The sequence below is a fragment of the Xanthomonas hyacinthi genome, assembly GCF_009769165.1.
Classification (GTDB): domain Bacteria; phylum Pseudomonadota; class Gammaproteobacteria; order Xanthomonadales; family Xanthomonadaceae; genus Xanthomonas_A; species Xanthomonas_A hyacinthi.
In genome coordinates this window covers 4,267,590-4,284,792 of sequence record NZ_CP043476.1, presented here as the reverse complement: position 1 = coordinate 4,284,792, position 17,203 = coordinate 4,267,590, and the positions used below count along the sequence as shown (strand labels likewise).

General features: G+C 69.1%; 16 protein-coding genes and 1 pseudogene. 7 read left to right on the top strand and 10 right to left on the bottom strand.

What is annotated here, in order from left to right; translation table 11 throughout:
• Positions 1-5: 5 nt before the first annotated feature.
• From dapB to FZ025_RS18825, 6 genes and pseudogenes are all read right to left on the bottom strand, one after another.
• A complete protein-coding gene (dapB, locus tag FZ025_RS18850) occupies positions 6-722 on the bottom strand; it encodes a 4-hydroxy-tetrahydrodipicolinate reductase (protein WP_104558983.1) in 717 nt (238 codons plus the stop codon).
• 355 nt (positions 723-1,077) lie between these two features.
• Positions 1,078-1,545, bottom strand: a pseudogene (locus FZ025_RS18845) (aminotransferase class I/II-fold pyridoxal phosphate-dependent enzyme); the annotation flags it as partial.
• Positions 1,546-1,601: 56 nt separating this feature from the next.
• Positions 1,602-2,102, bottom strand: coding sequence for a nuclear transport factor 2 family protein (locus tag FZ025_RS22545; protein ID WP_146093619.1), 501 nt, complete (start codon positions 2,100-2,102; stop codon positions 1,602-1,604).
• Positions 2,103-2,212: 110 nt separating this feature from the next.
• The gene (locus FZ025_RS18835) at positions 2,213-2,458 is read right to left on the bottom strand and encodes a DUF6587 family protein (protein WP_104558979.1); all 246 of its coding nucleotides are present in this window, start codon (positions 2,456-2,458) and stop codon (positions 2,213-2,215) included.
• Position 2,459: 1 nt separating this feature from the next.
• Entirely contained in the window at positions 2,460-4,319 is a 1,860-nt protein-coding gene (feoB, locus tag FZ025_RS18830) for a ferrous iron transporter B (RefSeq protein WP_104558980.1), read from the bottom strand.
• Positions 4,316-4,567, bottom strand: coding sequence for a FeoA family protein (locus FZ025_RS18825; RefSeq protein WP_104558981.1), 252 nt, complete (start codon positions 4,565-4,567; stop codon positions 4,316-4,318). Before FZ025_RS18825 ends, feoB begins: the two co-directional genes overlap by 4 nt.
• Positions 4,568-4,691: 124 nt before the next feature.
• Here FZ025_RS18825 and FZ025_RS18820 point away from each other — a divergent pair, with 124 nt between their 5' ends.
• The 5 genes from FZ025_RS18820 to FZ025_RS18800 all read left to right on the top strand — a co-directional run bounded on the left by FZ025_RS18820 (position 4,692) and on the right by FZ025_RS18800 (position 8,475).
• The gene (locus FZ025_RS18820; RefSeq protein ID WP_046979379.1) at positions 4,692-5,480 is read left to right on the top strand and encodes an enoyl-CoA hydratase-related protein; all 789 of its coding nucleotides are present in this window, start codon (positions 4,692-4,694) and stop codon (positions 5,478-5,480) included.
• A 154-nt stretch (positions 5,481-5,634) separates the two neighbouring features.
• Positions 5,635-6,528: a hydroxymethylglutaryl-CoA lyase gene (locus FZ025_RS18815; RefSeq protein ID WP_046979378.1), complete on the top strand. Its 894-nt coding sequence runs from the start codon at positions 5,635-5,637 to the stop codon at positions 6,526-6,528.
• A gap of 142 nt (positions 6,529-6,670) precedes the next feature.
• Positions 6,671-7,441 (top strand): SDR family oxidoreductase, encoded by a 771-nt coding sequence (locus tag FZ025_RS18810; protein WP_046979377.1) that lies wholly within the window; start codon positions 6,671-6,673, stop codon positions 7,439-7,441.
• A gap of 115 nt (positions 7,442-7,556) precedes the next feature.
• Positions 7,557-8,123, top strand: a complete 567-nt coding sequence (gene yeiP / locus FZ025_RS18805) for an elongation factor P-like protein YeiP (protein ID WP_046979376.1) — start codon at positions 7,557-7,559, stop codon at positions 8,121-8,123.
• A 4-nt stretch (positions 8,124-8,127) separates the two neighbouring features.
• Entirely contained in the window at positions 8,128-8,475 is a 348-nt protein-coding gene (locus tag FZ025_RS18800; RefSeq protein ID WP_046979375.1) for a hypothetical protein, read from the top strand.
• A gap of 397 nt (positions 8,476-8,872) precedes the next feature.
• Here FZ025_RS18800 and FZ025_RS18795 read toward each other — a convergent pair whose 3' ends face one another.
• The 3 genes from FZ025_RS18795 to FZ025_RS18785 form a co-directional block, all read right to left on the bottom strand.
• Positions 8,873-10,840 carry an Lnb N-terminal periplasmic domain-containing protein gene (locus FZ025_RS18795; protein ID WP_104558982.1) on the bottom strand — a complete coding sequence of 656 codons (1,968 nt, stop codon included), beginning with the start codon at positions 10,838-10,840 and terminating at the stop codon, positions 8,873-8,875.
• On the bottom strand, positions 10,840-11,157 hold the full coding sequence (locus FZ025_RS18790; RefSeq protein ID WP_046980614.1) for a DUF2388 domain-containing protein: 318 nt from the start codon (positions 11,155-11,157) through the stop codon (positions 10,840-10,842). The genes FZ025_RS18795 and FZ025_RS18790 overlap by 1 nt, the downstream gene beginning before the upstream one ends.
• A 129-nt stretch (positions 11,158-11,286) precedes the next feature.
• A complete protein-coding gene (locus tag FZ025_RS18785; protein WP_046980615.1) occupies positions 11,287-12,675 on the bottom strand; it encodes an FAD-binding oxidoreductase in 1,389 nt (462 codons plus the stop codon).
• A 288-nt stretch (positions 12,676-12,963) separates the two neighbouring features.
• On the opposite strand from FZ025_RS18785, the gene serA reads away from it, so the two are divergent.
• A complete protein-coding gene (serA, locus tag FZ025_RS18780; protein WP_046980616.1) occupies positions 12,964-14,205 on the top strand; it encodes a phosphoglycerate dehydrogenase in 1,242 nt (413 codons plus the stop codon).
• Between the two features lie 116 nt (positions 14,206-14,321).
• Here serA and FZ025_RS18775 read toward each other — a convergent pair whose 3' ends face one another.
• On the bottom strand, positions 14,322-15,185 hold the full coding sequence (locus FZ025_RS18775) for a LysR family transcriptional regulator (protein ID WP_046980617.1): 864 nt from the start codon (positions 15,183-15,185) through the stop codon (positions 14,322-14,324).
• Positions 15,186-15,400: 215 nt separating this feature from the next.
• On the opposite strand from FZ025_RS18775, the gene FZ025_RS18770 reads away from it, so the two are divergent.
• On the top strand, positions 15,401-17,176 hold the full coding sequence (locus FZ025_RS18770) for an amidohydrolase (protein ID WP_208803691.1): 1,776 nt from the start codon (positions 15,401-15,403) through the stop codon (positions 17,174-17,176).
• The last annotated feature ends 27 nt before the right edge of the window (positions 17,177-17,203 follow it).

The window sequence follows — 17,203 nt, the reverse complement described above, 5'->3', positions numbered from 1 at the left end:
GCCGTTCAGCCGAGCAGGTCGCGCAGCCGGTAAGCCGCGGGCGCGCGGCCCGGCAGACGCGCGGCGGCATGCAGCGCGCCGCGGGCGAAGATGTCGCGGTTGCTGGCGCGATGCACCAGTTCCACCCGCTCGCCGAGCCCGGCGAACTGCACCAGATGCTCGCCGACGATGTCGCCGGCGCGCAGGCTGGCGTAGCGCGGCTGCGCACCGCCGTGCAGCGCGGCCTCGCCCAGGGTCAGCGCGGTGCCGGACGGCGCGTCCTGCTTGTGCACATGGTGCGATTCGACGATGTCGCAGTCCCAGCCCGGCAGCGCCGCGGCGGCGCGTTCCACCAGCTCGTTCAGCACCGCCACGCCGAGGCTGAAGTTGGACGCCCAGATCAGCGGGATGCGCGCCGCCGCGTCGGTCAGCGCCTGCCGCTGCGCCTCGTCCAGGCCGGTGGTGCCCGACACCAGCGCCGCGCTGCGCGCCACGCACAGCGCCAGCACCGGGGCGAAGCCCTGCGGCAGGCTGAAATCCACCGCCGCGTCGAACGCCGGCACACCATTCAGTTCGGTCGCGGCGAAGTACGGCACCCCGTCGACGACGCGCTGCGCCGGCGCACGCCGGATCACCGCGGCCGCCACCTGCAGCGCCGGGTCCTGCGCGGCCAGGCGCAACAGCGCCTGGCCCATGCGGCCGGCCGCACCATGAATCAACACACGCACGGGGGAAGTGGTCATCGCCATCATCGCTACAAGGTAGCGGTTTGTCGCGATGCGCGACAGAGGGAAAAGCAACCGAGCGCAGCCGATGCGGGGCAAACGCGGCGAGCGCCGAGGTTCGGCTGTTGGCTGCTCCGGGTCCCGGGTTTCCGCTCCCGAGTCCCGGCCCCACCCCCAACAATTGCCGCAGCCGGGTTCATGCGCAGGCGCCCGGGTGCCGGATCAGGCCACCGCGCAGCGATTTCGGTCAGCAACAGCTCGCCGAGGATGCGCACGCCGGCGTCGATGCGCGCTTCCGGCACAGTCACGAACGACAGGCGCAAGGTGTTGCGCTGCGGCTCGACCGCGAAGAACGGCGCGCACGGCACGAAAGCAGCGCATCCACCACCAACCCGTCGTCGTCCGAGCGCATCGCCGCGAACGCCGGCTGGAACAGCGAGAACGCCTGCGGCGCGCCGAGGTAGCTCGGCGTCTCCACCAGCACCTTGCTGCCTTCGTCGATGAACACCTTGCCGAGCAGGTCCAGGCCCTGCTGCGAGCCAGTGGTGATCAACACCTGGCTCGGGCGGATCGTGGCGCCGTCGCGGCTCAGGCGCGCGGCCACCCACTCGCGCAGCGGCAGATAGCCTTCGGTCGGGCCGTACTGCAGCGCGGCCTGCGGCGCCTCGCGCAGCACCTTGTCGCAGGCGTGCTGCATGCGCGCCACCGGGAACGTGTCCGGCGACGGCAAGCCGCCAGCGAAGGAGATCACCCCGGGGCGCTCGCTGACCTTGAGGATTTCGCGGATCGCCGAACTGGTCAGCGCCTGCGCACGGCGGGAGAACTGGAAGGAGGTCGTCATGGCCATTAGGCATGGCCGCACTCCACTGTGCGGCGCAGCGCAAGCGACAGCGACGGTCAGCGATAGACCGGACCGACCCAGGTCGTGCCTTCGCTGGCACTGGCATAGGTACGCCAACGTCGACGCACGATGGTGTCGTGGGTCCGCGTGGTGGTCCGCAGGAACGGAGTGGCCAGGGTGGAGCGCGCCTCGACCAGCGCCGAGCGCTGGTCCGGCGCGATCTCGACACTGAGGATGGTGTAGCTGTACTGGTAGAGTTCGCTGCGCCGGCCCGCGGACGCGAGCTGGCTCAACACGCGCGTCGCGTCCTCGCTGGCCGCGCAGACCTGCGCCTTGTCCATGGTCACGTGCTTTTGCTCGGACTCGCGACGTACCAGCATCGATTGGGTGAAGTCTTCGCTGAACATCGCACAAAGCGCTTCGTGATCCAGTGTCTCGAGCGCGCGCTGCTCGCGCAGATAGAGATCGCGCACCTGCGCTTCGTCGATCGATTCGCCGCCAAAACGATACACGCAGGCCGCGACAGCGAGCACCGCAAGCAACACCAATATCCTCATGCCCTACTCCTCCTTGAGCCGCCCCTGCGGCGTGGCGCAGTGTAAACCAGCCAGGCCTGCCCACGCGCGCGCTGCCGCGAACCGGCAATCCAGCACACCGCGAAAGTGCGCTAACGCGGCGTCGGCCCGCAGCTGTCGCAGCCGCCGCAGGCGCCGCCAGCGCCCGTGGCCGCAGGCGCGATCCTGCGGCCCAACGCCTGCAACCAGGACGCGCGGCCCGGCTTGAGCAGGCGCAGGGCGACAGCACCGCGCAGTTTGCGCGCGGTGCCGGGCGCCTGCTTCTTCAGCACCACCCACACGCTGAGCAGCACCGCCAGCGCGATCACCAGGTACTGCAGCAGCAGCGAGGTACTCATCTCAGCCGGCTCCCAGCGCCACCGCGATCTGATAGGTGAGCAGCGAGGCGAAATACGCCAGCGCGAACAGGTACAGCGCGGCGAAGCTCATCTGCTTCCACGAGTTGGTCTCGCGCTTGATCGTGGCCAGGGTGGAAATGCACATCGGCGCGTAGATGTACCAGACCAGCAGCGACAGCGCGGTGGCCAGCGACCAGCCATCGTGGATCAGCGGCGACAGCGCCTGCGCGGCGGCATCGTCGTCGGCCGCCGACAGCGCGTACACCGTCGCCAGCGACGCCACCGCCACTTCGCGCGCGGCCAGGCCGGGGATCAGCGCGATGCAGATCTGCCAGTTGAAGCCCAGCGGCGCGAACACCGTGGTCATCGCATGACCGATGCGGCCGGCGAAGCTGTAGTCGATCGCCGGCAGCGTGGCATTGGCCGGCGCCGCCGGGAACGACAGCAAGAACCACAGCAGGATGGTCAGCGCCAGGATGATGCCGCCGACGCGCTTGAGGAAGATCGCCGCGCGCTCCCACAGGCCCAGCGCCAGGTCGCGCAGGTGCGGCACGCGGTACGACGGCAGCTCCAGCAGCAACGGATGCTCGCCCTTGTCGCGGCGCCATTTCTTCATCGTCCACGACACCGCCAGCGCGCTGGCGATCGCGGCGAAATACAACCCGAACAGCACCAGGCCCTGCTGGTTGAACACGCCCCAGACCTTCTGCTGCGGGATGAACGCGCCGATCAGCAGCGCATACACCGGCAGCCGCGCCGAGCAGGTCATCAGCGGCGCCACCAGGATCGTGGCCAGGCGATCGCGCGGATCCTGGATGCTGCGCGTGGACATGATCCCGGGCACCGCGCAGGCGAAGCTGGACAGCAGCGGGATGAACGAGCGCCCGGACAGCCCGGCCGCGGCCATCATGCGGTCGAGCAGGAACGCCGCGCGCGGCAGGTAGCCGGATTCCTCCAGCGCCAGGATGAAGGCGAACAGGATCAGGATCTGCGGCAGGAAGATCACCACCCCGCCGAGGCCGGCGATGATGCCGTCGACCAGCAGGCTGTTGAGCGGCCCCGCCGGCAGCGTCGCGCCGACCCAGGCGCCGAGCGCCTTGCTGCCGCCGTCGATCAGGTCCATCAGCGGCGCGGCCCAGGCATACACCGCCTGGAAGATCAGGAACATCACCACCGCCAGGGTCAGCAGCCCGGCGACCGGGTGCAGCAGCCAGCGGTCCAGCGCGTCGTCGATGCGCGAGGTACGGCTCGGCATCGACACCGCCGCGGCGAGGATGCGCCGCACCTGCTGGTGGTAGTCGCCCTGCCCTTCGGCCGGCGCCACCGCCGGCGGCAGCGCCGGGGCCAGCGCGTCGAGCCGCTCGACCAGGGCCTTGGCGCCGTTGCGGCGCACCGCCACGGTTTCGATCACCGGCACGCCGAGCGCGTCTTCCAGCGCCTGGCGGTCGATCCGGATGCCGCGGCGCTGCGCGGCGTCGACCATGTTCAGCGCCACCAGCATCGGCTTGCCCAGCTCGCGCAGCTCCAGCGCGAAGCGCAGGTGCAGGCGCAGGTTGGTGGCATCGACCACGCACACCAGCACATCCGGCGCCGGCTCGCCCGGATAGAAGCCGCGGCACAGGTCGCGGGTGATCGCCTCGTCCAGGCTGGCCGGCTGCAGGCTGTAGGCGCCGGGCAGGTCGAGCACCGCGAAGTCGCGCCCGGACGGCGCGCGGAAGCGGCCTTCCTTGCGCTCGACGGTGACCCCGGCGTAGTTGGCCACCTTCTGCTTGCTGCCGGTGAGCTGGTTGAACAGCGCGGTCTTGCCGCAGTTCGGGTTGCCGACCAGGGCCAGGCGCAGCGGGACCAGTTCCGCGCTCACGGCTGCGCCTCGGCGGCGACGCTGACCTGCACCCGCGCCGCTTCGCTGCGGCGCAGCGCGAAACGGGTATAGCCGACCTGCACCAGCAACGGCTCGCCGCCGACCGGACCGCTCGCCAGCACCTGCACCTGCTCGCCGGCGACGAAACCCAGCTCGCGCAAGCGGCGCGCGATGGCGTCGTTGGGCTGGCGGTCGTGCACGGTCTCTACGCTGGCGGTGCTGCGCAGCGGCATATCGGACAACGTCACGGAACGTTCCGTCGATAAGAATGGTTATCAATTGTAGCATCGTCGCAGCGCGTCATGGCGTGGCCGGCGCGGCCCGCTATGATTCCCATATGGCTGCCGTTATCCCTCCGTACGAGAACTGCCGATGAGCGATGCATTGCTGCTGGAGCGCTCAGGCAAGGTCCTGACGCTGCGGCTGAACCGACCCGAGGTGCGCAACGCGTTCGACGCCGCGCTGATCGCGCAGCTGACCGAAGCGCTGCACCAGATCGGCGCCGATCCGACGGTCAAGGTGGTGGTGCTGGCCGGCGCCGGCGCGGCGTTCTCGGCCGGCGCCGACCTGCAATGGATGCGCTCGATGGCGAGCGCCAGCGAGGCGGAGAACCGGGCCGACGCGCTGGCGCTGGCGCGGCTGATGCGCACCCTGGACGAGCTGCCCAAGCCGACCGTGGCGCGGGTGCACGGCGCGGCCTTCGGCGGCGCGGTCGGGCTGGTCGCCTGCTGCGATATCGCCGTGGCCTCCACCGACGCCCGCTTCGGACTCAGCGAGAGCCGCCTGGGCCTGTTGCCGGCGGTGATCTCGCCGTACCTGATCGCTGCGATCGGCGCGCGCCAGGCGCGGCGCTGGTGCGCCAGCGCCGAGGCGTTCGACGCGGCCATCGCCACCCAGATCGGCCTGGTGCACCAGACGGTGGCGCCGACCGCGCTGGACGCGGCGGTGCAGCGCCAGGTGGAACTGCTCGGCCGGGCCGGCCCGCTCGCCGCCGCCGGCGCCAAGGCGCTGGTGCGCCGGGTCGCCGCCGGCGGCGACAGCGCCACGCTGGACCGCGACAACGCCGCACTGATCGCGCGGCTGCGGGTCTCGGCCGAAGGCCAGGAAGGACTGAGCGCGTTCCTGGACAAACGCGACCCGGACTGGATCGGATTCTGGTGAGCGCGCTCGACCACATCGGGCGGCGCTGCACCGACCTGGAACCCAGCCTTGGGTTCCACCGCGCACTGCATGCGACCGCCAATCCACCCGTTCCGCTCCGCAGCGCGCGCCACGCGTCGGCGCCCGCCTGCGCGCCGCGGCGCGGGCGCGGCCGATGAACGACTTCGTCCGCCTGGTGGAAGTGGGACCGCGCGACGGCCTGCAGAACGAGAAGGCCTGGGTCGCCACCGCCGACAAGATCGAACTGATCGCGCAGCTGTCGCGCACCGGCCTGCGCAGCATCGAGGCGACCAGCTTCGTCAGCCCGAAATGGGTGCCGCAGCTGGCCGACGCCGCCGAGGTCTATGCCGGGATCGTGCCGGCGCCCGGCGTGGACTACCCGGTGCTGGTGCCGAACCTGCAGGGCTACGCGCGCGCCGCGGCGGTCGGGGTGCGCGAGGTCGCGGTGTTCACCGCCGCCTCGGAAACCTTCAACCGCACCAACACCAATGCCGGCATCGACGAATCGCTGGCGCGCTTCGCGCCGGTGCTGGCGCGCGCGGCCGCCGACGGGGTCAAGGTGCGCGGCTACGTCTCCACCGTGCTCGGCTGCCCCTACCAGGGCGCGGTGCCGCTGGCCGACGTGGTGCGGGTGGCGCGGCAGCTGCACGCCATGGGCTGCTACGAGATTTCGCTGGGCGACACCATCGGCGTCGGCACCCCGGGCAAGGCGCGGGCGATGCTGCGCGCGGTCGCCGCCGACGTCCCGCTGGCGGCGCTGGCGGTGCATTTCCACGACACCTATGGCCAGGCCCTGGCCAATATCGCCGCATGCCTGGAGGAAGGCGTGCGCGTGATCGATGCGGCGGTGTCCGGCGCCGGCGGCTGCCCGTACGCCAAGGGCGCCAGCGGCAACGTGGCCAGCGAGGACGTGGTCTACCTGCTGCACGGCAGCGGTGTGGCCACCGGCATCGACCTGCAGGCGCTGGCCGCGACCGGACGCTGGCTGGCGCAGAAACTCGGCCGGCCCACCGGCAGCAAGGTCGGCCAGGCGCTGGCGGCGGCGTAACCGCGACCGACCGGCCATGCTCTGCTCGACCACGCCGACCGAGCTGGCAAAGTAGTGAGGCCTTCCCGAGAGACGTTCCTCGGGTCCCCGGTCCCGGCCTCCAGACGGCTAAAATGCACGCTTTCCTGGAAGGAAGCACCCAATGCAGCTTGCCGATATCCGCGCGGTGGTCACCGGCGGCGTGTCCGGGCTCGGCCTGGCGGTCGCGCAGCGCATCGTCGCCGACGGCGGCAAGGTCGCGCTGTTCGATCTCAACGACGACAAGGGCGCGGCCGCGGTCGCCGCGCTCGGCGCCGCGCAGGCGCGCTATTTCCGTACCGACGTCAGCGACGAGGCGCAGGTGGCGGCGCAACTCGGCGCCGCGCGCGACTTCCTCGGCGGGCTCAACGCCGCGATCAACTGCGCCGGCATCCTCGGCGCCGGCCGCGTGCTCGGCAAGGACGCGCCGATGGCGCTGGCCACGTTCCAGGGCACGGTGATGGTCAACCTGGTCGGCAGCTTCAACGTCGCCAAGGCCGCCGCCGACCTGATGCAGCACAACGCGCCGGGCGAGGACGGCGAACGCGGCGCGATCGTCAACACCGCCAGCGTCGCCGCCTACGAAGGCCAGATCGGCCAGGCCGCGTATGCCGCCTCCAAGGGCGGCGTGGTGGCGATGACCCTGCCGCTGGCGCGCGAACTGGCGCGCTTCGGCATCCGCGTCAACACCATCGCCCCGGGCATCTTCTGGACCCCGATGGTGGACGCCATGCCCGAGGCGGTGCAGCAGTCGCTGGCCGCGGCGATCCCGTTCCCGCCGCGGCTGGGCCGTCCGGAGGAATTCGCCGACACGGCGATGTTCCTGCTGCGCAACCGCTATCTCAACGGCGAGGTCATCCGCCTCGACGGCGCGGTTCGCTTGGCGCCTAAATAGCAGGGAATGGGGAATCGGGAATGGGGAATCGCAAAGCGCTCCCCGTCTCCGGATACTCGCTTTCCCGCTTTTGATTTTCCCATTCCCTATTCCCAATTCACGATTCCCAGCACTCATGAAAGCCAGCGAAATCAAGAAAGGCAACGTCGTCGAGTACAACAACGGCGTCTATCAGATCCGCGACATCGAGCGCAGCTCGCCGCAGGGCCGCGGCGGCAACGTGCGCTTCCGCTTCGTGATGTACAGCGTGCCGGGCGGCAACAAGCTCGACGCCAGCTTCGACGGCGATGACGACCTGCGCGAAGTCGAGCTGACCCGCCACCAGGCCACCTTCTCGTACAAGGACGGCGAGGCGTTCGTGTTCCTCGACGACGAGGACTACACCCCGTACACCCTCGATGCCGACGTGATCGGCGCCGACGCCGGCTACATCACCGAGGGCCTGAGCGGCCTCTACGTGCAGGTCATCGACGACCAGCCGGTGGCGGTGCAGTTGCCGCAGAGCGTGACCCTGGAAGTGATCGAAACCCCACCGGAGCTGAAGGGCGGCACCGCGACCAAGCGGCCGAAGCCGGCCAGGCTCAACACCGGGATCGAGATCATGGTGCCGGAGTACATCGGCAACGGCGAACGCGTGCTGGTCAACACCAGCACCGGCGAGTTCGCCGGGCGCGCCGACTGAGCGCATGCGCGCACGCCGCGACATCGCGCTGGCGGTGCTGCTGACCCCGCCGGGCCTGGCCGAGGCCGCCTGCACGATCCCGGCGGAGGTGGATCCCGAGCACCACGCCGGCTTCTGCGCGCTGCCGCAGGAGATCCGGGCGTTCGTCGCGCGCCAGGACGTGTGCACCCACTTCGCCGGCGAGGAGCCCTACGCTGCCGCACGCCGCCGCGAACTGGAAACGGCGATGGCGAAGTACTGCGACGGCAACGAGGCGACCTGGGCCACGCTGCGCGCGAAGTATCGCCAGAACCCGCTGCGCGACGCCTGGCTGGATCGCTACGGCGAAGACGCCGGCCTGGATGTGCCGTAGCGGCGACGGCGCAGCGGCGACAGCGGGACGCGTGTTACTGCGCCCCTGAGGCTTCACCGTGATCCGCTTACGCGATGTTCGATTGCACGAGGCTTCGCCCGTACCCTCATCCGCCCCTGCGGGGCACCTTCCCCCGAGGGGAGAAGGGACTGCGCGCTTTAGCCCCTCTCCCCCCGGGAGAGGGGTTGGGGTGAGGGTAGGGAGCGAAGCGCCTCGTCCAGCCAAGACACCAGCGGCTTCAGTCGCGGCTGAGAGTCGGCTCCCAACGAATGTTCTGGAATGCCCGCAGCTCAATCATGCAGGAGCGACTTCCGTCGTGCGACATCGCCCCCAGGATGGAGACGTCCTGCGGATCCGACGCTTGAGCAATTGCTGCCGCGGTCGAATCGCCTCCGCATCATCGCTTGCCGGCAGGCTGCAGCAATGAAGGCGAAACCAGCTGCAGTCCGCCACTATCGCGATTGAGATCGCGCAAGCGCGTCCCCAGCATCGCCAGGTTCGCGTCGATCTGCTGCAGTTCCGCGCGCAGCAGCGGCGGCAGCAAGGCGTGCAGCCGCGCCTGCAGCGCGGCGCCGTCGCGGCGCAGCGCATCGATCCTTGCCTGGCCCTGCAGCTGCAGCCATGCGCGTTCCCGCGCCTGCGGCAGTCCGTAGCCGGGCTGGCCTTGCAGCAGCGTCGACGGTTGGCTCAACAGGCCCTGCTGCGCCAGCACCGCGCGCACTGCCGCCGCCGCGTCCCTGGTCTCGTCGGCCGCGGCCGCGCCGGTCGCCGCGTTGGCGACGCTGGCACCGGCACCTGCACCGGCACCGACGCCGGAACCGCCAGCCTGCGCCGCAGGCAGATGCGCCCTGGCCAGATAGCGGTGCTTCAACGCGTCGCGGCCGCGCTGCTCCTGGCGCCGGCGCGCGGCGTTCTCCAGCAGCAGCAAGGCGGCGCTGGCGCGCAGGTCGCCGCGCTGCAGCCAGGGCGCGCGCTGTGCCGCCGGCAGGTCCAGCCAGGTTTGCGCGGTGCGCGCCGGTAGCGCCAGCTGCGTGCGTGCGACCGCGAACATCGCCGCGTAGTGCGCGCTCGCCGGTGCGAAGTAATAGCCCTGGCGTGCGGCGGCGTCGGCAGCATCCAGCACCGCGGTGTCGGCGATGCCGGCGCGGGCCAGGCGCCGCAGCAGGCCGGTCGGGCTGATCCCGGCCAGGCGCGCGCCGGCCAGGCGCGGCACGCCGTCGTGCAGCAGCTTGTAGGTTTCCACCGCGCAGTTGTTGCTGAGGAAGTAATAGCGCCCGTCGTAGCTCCAGTGCAGCTGCGCGGCACGCTCCAGCAGCGCCGCGATCTCCTCCGGCGCCAGCCGCAGCGGAATCGACTGCAGGCCGCGCAGCTGCACCTGGGTGTATTCGTCGACCACCTGGCGCAGCGGCAGCACGAACAGCCGCGACGGATACGAACCAAGCAGGCCGCGCAGGTTGGAGATCTGCACGTCGTCGACGAAGGCGCGGAACGACAGCACCTTGTGATAGGCCAGGTCCAGCCGGCACTGCGGACCGGGCGGCCGCCCCGGCGCGCAGATCACCAGCCGCAGCATGCTGTGGCCCCAATGGCTCATCGGCTGTGCGTTGCCCTCGGCCAGCAGGTAGTCCACCGCATAGACCCGCGCCGGATCCAGTTGCAGCAGCGCCGCCTCGTCGGCCAGCGGATCCTGCAGATAGGCCAGTCCGGGCGCGCAGGCGCTCGCCGGCGGCGACCAGGCCAGGCGCTGCGCGAAATACCGCGCCAGCGCCGGGCGCCGGCAGGCGTAGTCCGGATCGAGCAGGAAGTGTTCCAGGTTGACCGCGACGAATTCCGCCGGCGACTCCAGTTCGTACCGGTCCGGGCTGCGCTCGCTGGAGGCGTTGCGGCCCACGCGCAGGCCCAGCCGCATCGGACTGACCTGCCAGCCGGCCAGATCCAGCAGGCGCGGATCCGACGACAGCCGGCCCGCTGCGGAGCGGTCGTAGAAATGCGCCAGTTCATGCAACAGCGCGGCCAGCGCCGGCCGCGTTGACGCGCTAGCGCCGCTCTCGGTGCCGGCGGCGGGCTGCGCCATCCACGCGCGCAGCACCGCCTTGTTCAACAGCAGATGGCGTGCCTGCGCCCTGCCGTGCACCTGCTCAGGCAGGTCGTCGCGCCACTGCAGGGTCAGCGGGAGCGTGAGCGCCGCGGTCCAGGCCGGCGGCAACTTCGGCAGCGTCGCGTCGAGCAGCGCCTGGCTGGCCGCGCGTTCGGGCGCGCTCAAGCCGTCCGCATCGACCCGCAACTGCAAGGCTTGCGCAGGCATTGCGCAAGCCAGCCACAGCAGCGTCAGCCACGCCAGCCGGCGCCGCCGCCGGCGCGCCATCACAGCGCCAGGATGGCCTGCGCCAGTTGCAGGTCGCCGGCCTGCTGCGCCTGCGGGTTGCGCTCGCGCAGCACGCGCAGCGCCGCCTCCAGCTGCGCGCCGCGGATGCGGCCGGCGCTGGCGACGAAACCGGCCGCATCGTCGCGCGCCTGCAGCACCAGCTTGTCGTCGCCGGAGCTGCTGTCCGAGGACGCGGAACTGCCAGCCGAGCCGGCCGAGGACGAGCCGGCGGAACTGCCGGCGAAGCTGGATGCCTGCGCGAACGCCGGGACGGCCAGGATCAACAACAGGGCGTAGCGCACGGTCACTCGGTTCATCGCATCGGTTCCAACGGGATCGGGAAAGAGGAGCGGCCTGTGGCCGCGTCGGCATAGCCTAGCCGGCCACCGCCGCGAGCGCGAGCATCGACGCCGCGCGCATGCCTGCTGCACGGCATGCGCGCGGCGCTAAAGATCGAACAGCTTGCCCGGATTGAGCAGCCCGGCCGGATCGAACACGCGCTTGACCGCGCGCATCAGCGCGATCTCCTCCGCGCTGCGGGTGCTGTCCAGGTACGGCTTCTTGACCAGGCCGATGCCATGTTCGGCGGAGATGCTGCCGCCGTGCTGCGCCAGCACCTGCGCCAGCAGCTTGGTGACCTGCTCGCAGGCAGCGATGAAGTCGGCGTCGGCGCTGGCGTCGGGCTTGAGCACGTTGATGTGCAGGTTGCCGTCGCCGATATGGCCGAACCAGATCACGTCGAACTGCGGATAGGCCGCGCCGAGCAGCGCCTGGGTCTGCGCCAGGAACGCCGGCATCGCCGAGATCCGCACCGACACGTCGTTCTTGTACGGCGTGTAGCGTGCCAGCGCCTCGGTGATGCCTTCGCGCAGGCGCCACAGCTGCGCCGCCTGCGCATCGCTCTGGCTAATCACCCCGTCCAGCACCCAGCCCGGCTCCATGCACGCCTCGAACGCGGCCAGCGCCGCGGCTTCCTGCGCCTCGTCGCCGCTGGCGTACTCGGTGACCACGTAGTACGGGTAGATCGTGTCGAACGGCGCCTGCGCGCCGTGCGCCAAAACATGTTCCAGCGCGCGGTCGGTGAAGAATTCGAACGCCTCCAGCTGCAGGCGGCTGCGGAACGCGGCGAACACCTGCATCAGTACGTCGAACGAAGGCAGCGCCAGCAGCATCACGTTGCTCGGCGGCGGCGGATCGGTCAGCCGCAGCGTGGCCTCCACGACGATGCCGAGCGTGCCCTCCGAGCCGATCAGCAGCTGGCGGAAATCGTAGCCGCTGGAATTCTTGATCAGTCCGCGGTTGAGTTCGAGCAGCTCGCCGCTGCCGGTCACCACGGTGAGTCCGGCGATCCACTCGCGGGTATTGCCGTAGCGGATCACACGGATGCCGCCGGCATTGGTGGCGATGTTGCCGCCGATCGAACAGGAGCCGCGCGCGGCGAAATCCACCGGATACACCAGCCCGTGTTCGCGCGCCGCGTTGTGCACCGCCTCCAGCGGCATGCCGGCCTGCACGGTGAGGGTGCGGTCGACCGCATCGAACGCCAGCGCCTTGTTCATCCGCTCCAGGCTCAGCACCAGCTCGCCGTGCGCGGCCACCGCGCCGCCGGACAGGCCGGTGCGGCCGCCCGAAGGCACCACCGCCACCGCGTGGTCGTTGGCCCAGCGCAGCACCGCCTGCACCTCCTGCACCGTCGCCGGCAATGCGATCGCCAGCGGCGCCGGCGTCCAGCGCCGGGTCCAGTCGCGGCCGTAGTGCTCCAGATCGGCGGGGTCGGTCTTCAGGCGCAGGCCGGGAACAGCGTGCGTAAGGGCATCCAGGCGCGGGTCGGTCATGGGCTCAGAGGTCGGGGCGAAGGCAAGCGTTCAAGCCTGCCAGCGTTGTGCGGCGGCGTCTAGGTGGGCGCGGGACTCGGGACTCGGAAGGGCCGTGGACCTGATGGAGTCGCCTCGCTTCACGCAGGTGAGCTTTGGCCTTGCCGAGTCCCGAGTCCCGAGAACATCGATGCAACTGAAACTTTTCCAGCATTGCGTTCGCGCCGCCCCGGCGTCCTATTGGGACGCACCAAAGCGCGGATGCATCTGGCATAGTGACCGCCCCTTTCGCCTCGCCGCATCGCCGCAATGTCGCCCAAGAAAACCTCGTTTCCGAAGCAGGATATCCGCGTGCTGCTGCTCGAAGGCATCAGCCAGACCGCCATCGACGTGTTCCGCGCCGCCGGCTACTCGCAGATCGAACTGCATGCCAAGTCGTTGCCGGAAGACGAACTGAAGGCGCGCATCGCCGAGGCGCATATCGTCGGCATCCGCTCGCGCACCCAGCTCAGCGCCGAGGTGCTGGCGCAGGCCAAGCGCCTGATCGCGGTCGGCTGCTTCTGCATCGGCACCAACCAGGTGGACCTGGACGCGGCCGAACTGGCCGGCATCCCGGTGTTCAACGCGCCCTATTCCAACACCCGCAGCGTCGCCGAGCTGGTCATCGCCGAGGCGATCCTGCTGCTGCGCGGCATTCCGCAGAAGAACGCACAATGCCACCGCGGCGGCTGGTCGAAATCGGCGGCCGGCAGCCACGAGACCCGCGGCAAGGTGCTGGGCATCGTCGGCTACGGCCATATCGGCACCCAGGTCGGCGTGCTGGCCGAATCGCTGGGCATGCAGGTGATCTTCCACGACATCGAGGCCAAGCTGTCGCTGGGCAACGCGCGCGCGGCGACCGACCTGGACGACTTGCTGGCGCGTTCGGACGTGGTGACCTTGCACGTGCCGGAAACGCCTTCCACCAGGGACATGATCGGCGCGGCGCAGATCGCGCAGATGAAGCCCGGCGCGCACCTGATCAACGCCTCGCGCGGCACCGTGATCGACATCGCCGCGCTGGACGCGGCGCTGCGCTCCGGCCACATCGGCGGCGCGGCGGTGGACGTGTTCCCGGTCGAACCGAAGGGCAACGGCGACGTATTCGAATCGCCGCTGGCCGCGCACGACAACGTGATCCTGACCCCGCACGTGGGCGGCAGCACGCTGGAAGCGCAGGACAACATCGGCGTGGAAGTGGCGGCCAAGCTGGTGCGCTACAGCGACAACGGCAGCACCCTGTCGGCGGTGAACTTCCCCGAAGTCACCCTGCCCGAGCACGCCGAGAGCCTGCGCCTGCTGCACATCCACCGCAACGTGCCGGGCGTGCTGTCGCAGGTCAACGAACTGTTCTCGCGCCACAACGTCAACATCGACGGCCAGTTCCTGCGCACCGACTCCAAGGTCGGCTACGTGGTGATCGACGTCGGCGCCAGCGAGGAACTGGCGGCAGTGCTGAAGGACGAACTCGGTCGGATCGCAGGGACTTTGCGCACGCGGATTCTCTACTGACCGCCCCTTCTCCAACCGGAGCCGGCGGCACCCTACTCCCGTCGGGACCATTCCGCCACAGGTCAGCCCACGCTTGCCAGCGCTGTCGAGCAGCGCCAAGCCATGGATGACACGCCCTAGTCGCAATACTCGATCAGGAGCTCGGTGAGGACCCGTATCTTCCGTGCGGGATGCTGACCTGGCGGTCGGATGACGTATGCGCCTGCCGGAGGTGGTGGATAACGGGTCATGATCGGCACGAGTGCGCCGGAGGCCACATGTTCATGGGTAAGCCCATCGGGCAGGTAAGCGATCCCGAGTCCGGCTGTAGCGGCGGCGACTAAGGCGGTGCCGTTGTCGGCCTTGAAGCGCCCCTGCGGACGCACCGTGATGATCTTGTCGCCATCCATGAGTTGCCAGGCTTCGGTTCCCTGCATGAGGGCCTGATGGGCGACAAGTTCCTCCGGTGTCTCGGGCGACCCATGCGCCTTGATATAGCCCGGACTCGCGACGAGCTTCCCATGGATCGGGCCGATGCGTCTTGCGATCAAGTTGGAGTCCGGAAGATAGCCAACGCGTATCGCACAGTCGTAGCCCTCCGCGATGAGATCGACGAAGCGGTCGGTGTAGCAGGTCTGGATCTGAAGCCGAGGGTGGCGCCGCGCCATTTCGGCGAGTATGTGCGCGAAGTGGGTCGGACCGAATGAAAGCGGCGCAGCAACGCGCAAGCGGCCGATAAGGTCACCGGCGGGCAGGATCGTTTCCCTGGCCACGTCGATCTCGGCGCAGACCCTGGCTGCATAGTCCCGGAACGTGGCCCCGGCTTCTGTAAGAGCAGCCCCGCGGGTGGATCGCGCAAGTAGCTGGACACCCAGTTCCTCTTCAAGCCGGAAGAGACGACGACTGACGATCGACTTGGACACGCCAAGCCGAAGCGCAGCAGACGACACGCCCCCCGCATCAGCAACTTCTACGAATGTCCGTAGCTCTTCGATGTCCAATTCGGCGTTCCCCACTTCGCGACACAGCACGCCACGGAATGCTACTACCGGATCAAACGCGGGAACAGCACACTCTTTTCAGGCGACGTCGCCGCTGGCGCATGTGCCCTGAAAACCAATCCCTCGCCGACCGGGATCGGCGCGGCGTGGCGTGCTTCCAAATCCATTAAATAGGAATGACAGTGAAGTTGATATTACTGATCGGATTAATGGTCGTGAATGGTTTGACCAGCGCTCATGCACAAGACAGGCAAGAGGCGCCAGGCGCCGACCTGATCGTGCACAACGCCAAAATTTTCACCGGCAATCCCGCACAACCCGCGGCGTCCGCCCTGGCCGTCAAAGGCGGTCGCATTTACTCGGTCGGCACGGATGCCGAGGTGCTGGGTTTGAAGAACGCAAACACCCGAATCATCGATTCCGGCGGCCGGCGGCTCATCCCGGGCATCATCGACGCCCACACCCATGTGCTCAACGAGGGCGGCTACAACTACACCCTGCGATGGGACGGCGTTCCAACGCTGCGCCGCGCCCTGGCGATGCTCGGTGAGCAAGCCAAACGAACCCCGGAAGGCCACTGGGTCAAGGTGATTGGCGGCTGGTCTCCGTACCAGTTCGAGGAGAACCGCTTCCCCACCATGGACGAACTCCGCCAGGCCGTCCCCGATCGACCGTTGATCGTGCAGTACGCCTACAACCGCGCCTTCCTGAATCAGCAGGCGATGGATGCCCTCGGCGCGGGCACCGACACGTTCCCCCAGTTGCCGGGCACCGAGTTGGAGAAGGACGCGCAGGGCAGGTACACCGGCGTGGTCCATGGCTACACGTTCACGTTCATCGCCATGGAAACCATGGTCCCCCAGCTCTCGTTCGATGAGGAGGTGAGCTCGCTGGTCCAGACGGTCCACAGCCTCAACCGCGTCGGGATCACGTCCATCGTCGATGCGGGCACGGGCTTCCGCGGCTATCCCAAGGCCGTGCCCACCGTGGACGTCCTCGCCCGCGACAACCGTCTCAACATCCGCATGCCCTTCATGGACATCCAGTTTGGAGAAGGCGCCGACTTCAACGTGGTGGACGCGCAGATCACGGCGATCACGAAGACGGCGCCGATCAGTCCCGGGCACAACCTGCACCCGCACCTGGCCCACGGTCATGCCTACCAGGGCGCTGGCGAGTTGCTGTCGGTGCAGGTGCACGACCACGAGAACTTCGACCGTCCGGCGGTCATCATCCCGCCGGACAAGATGCGCGAACTGGTGGAGCGCGACATCTCCAAGCTGGTCCAGCGGCGGATTCCGTTCCGCGAGCACATCAGCTACGACGAGAACATCACGCCTTTCCTCGATGCGCTCGAAAAGCTCAACGCGAAGATGCCGCTCGACGGTCTGCGCTGGAGCCTCGAACACGCCGAGACCATCAGTCCCGCCAACATCGCCAGGGTCAAGGCGTTGGGCGGCGGCATTGCCCTGGACACCAAGATGGCGCTGCACGGCGACGGCTTCATCAAGACCCACGGCCGCGACAAGGCGCTGCTGACCCCGCGCCTGCGCCAGCTCGTCGACAGCGGCATCCCCCTGGCCATGACCACCGACGCGTTCCGGGCGGCCTCGTTCAATCCGTGGGTCGGCATCAGCTGGATGGTGTCGGGGAAGTCGATCTCCGGAACCGAAGTGCTGGCCAAGGACAACCGCCTGTCACGCGCCGAAGCGCTGGGGCTGTTCACTCGCAAGGCGGCGTGGTTCATGAACACCGAATCCGAGATGGGCATGATCGCCCCCGGCCATCTCGCCGACTTCGCGCTGCTCGACAGGGACTACTTCTCGGTTGCGGAAGCCCAGATCAAATCCATTTCCTCGGTCCTGACCATCATGGATGGCCGCGTGGTGTATGGCGCGGAGAACTACCAATCGCTTTCGCCGGTATTGCCCGAGATCCTGCCCGCCTGGTCGCCGATCAAACACTTCGGCGGCTATTACCAAACCCGGTGAGGATCGGTCCGCACAAGCGATCGATCG

What these genes read in the sequence shown, in the direction of transcription:
- dapB (WP_104558983.1), bottom strand. Translation starts at nt 722, where the DNA reads ATGACCACTTCCCCCGTGCGTGTGTTGATTCATGGTGCGGCCGGCCGC.
- FZ025_RS22545 (WP_146093619.1), bottom strand. Translation starts at nt 2,102, where the DNA reads ATGAGGATATTGGTGTTGCTTGCGGTGCTCGCTGTCGCGGCCTGCGTG.
- FZ025_RS18835 (WP_104558979.1), bottom strand. Translation starts at nt 2,458, where the DNA reads ATGAGTACCTCGCTGCTGCTGCAGTACCTGGTGATCGCGCTGGCGGTG.
- FZ025_RS18820 (WP_046979379.1), top strand. Translation starts at nt 4,692, where the DNA reads ATGAGCGATGCATTGCTGCTGGAGCGCTCAGGCAAGGTCCTGACGCTG.
- FZ025_RS18815 (WP_046979378.1), top strand. Translation starts at nt 5,635, where the DNA reads ATGAACGACTTCGTCCGCCTGGTGGAAGTGGGACCGCGCGACGGCCTG.
- FZ025_RS18810 (WP_046979377.1), top strand. Translation starts at nt 6,671, where the DNA reads ATGCAGCTTGCCGATATCCGCGCGGTGGTCACCGGCGGCGTGTCCGGG.
- yeiP (WP_046979376.1), top strand. Translation starts at nt 7,557, where the DNA reads ATGAAAGCCAGCGAAATCAAGAAAGGCAACGTCGTCGAGTACAACAAC.
- FZ025_RS18800 (WP_046979375.1), top strand. Translation starts at nt 8,128, where the DNA reads ATGCGCGCACGCCGCGACATCGCGCTGGCGGTGCTGCTGACCCCGCCG.
- FZ025_RS18795 (WP_104558982.1), bottom strand. Translation starts at nt 10,840, where the DNA reads ATGGCGCGCCGGCGGCGGCGCCGGCTGGCGTGGCTGACGCTGCTGTGG.
- FZ025_RS18790 (WP_046980614.1), bottom strand. Translation starts at nt 11,157, where the DNA reads ATGAACCGAGTGACCGTGCGCTACGCCCTGTTGTTGATCCTGGCCGTC.
- FZ025_RS18785 (WP_046980615.1), bottom strand. Translation starts at nt 12,675, where the DNA reads ATGACCGACCCGCGCCTGGATGCCCTTACGCACGCTGTTCCCGGCCTG.
- serA (WP_046980616.1), top strand. Translation starts at nt 12,964, where the DNA reads ATGTCGCCCAAGAAAACCTCGTTTCCGAAGCAGGATATCCGCGTGCTG.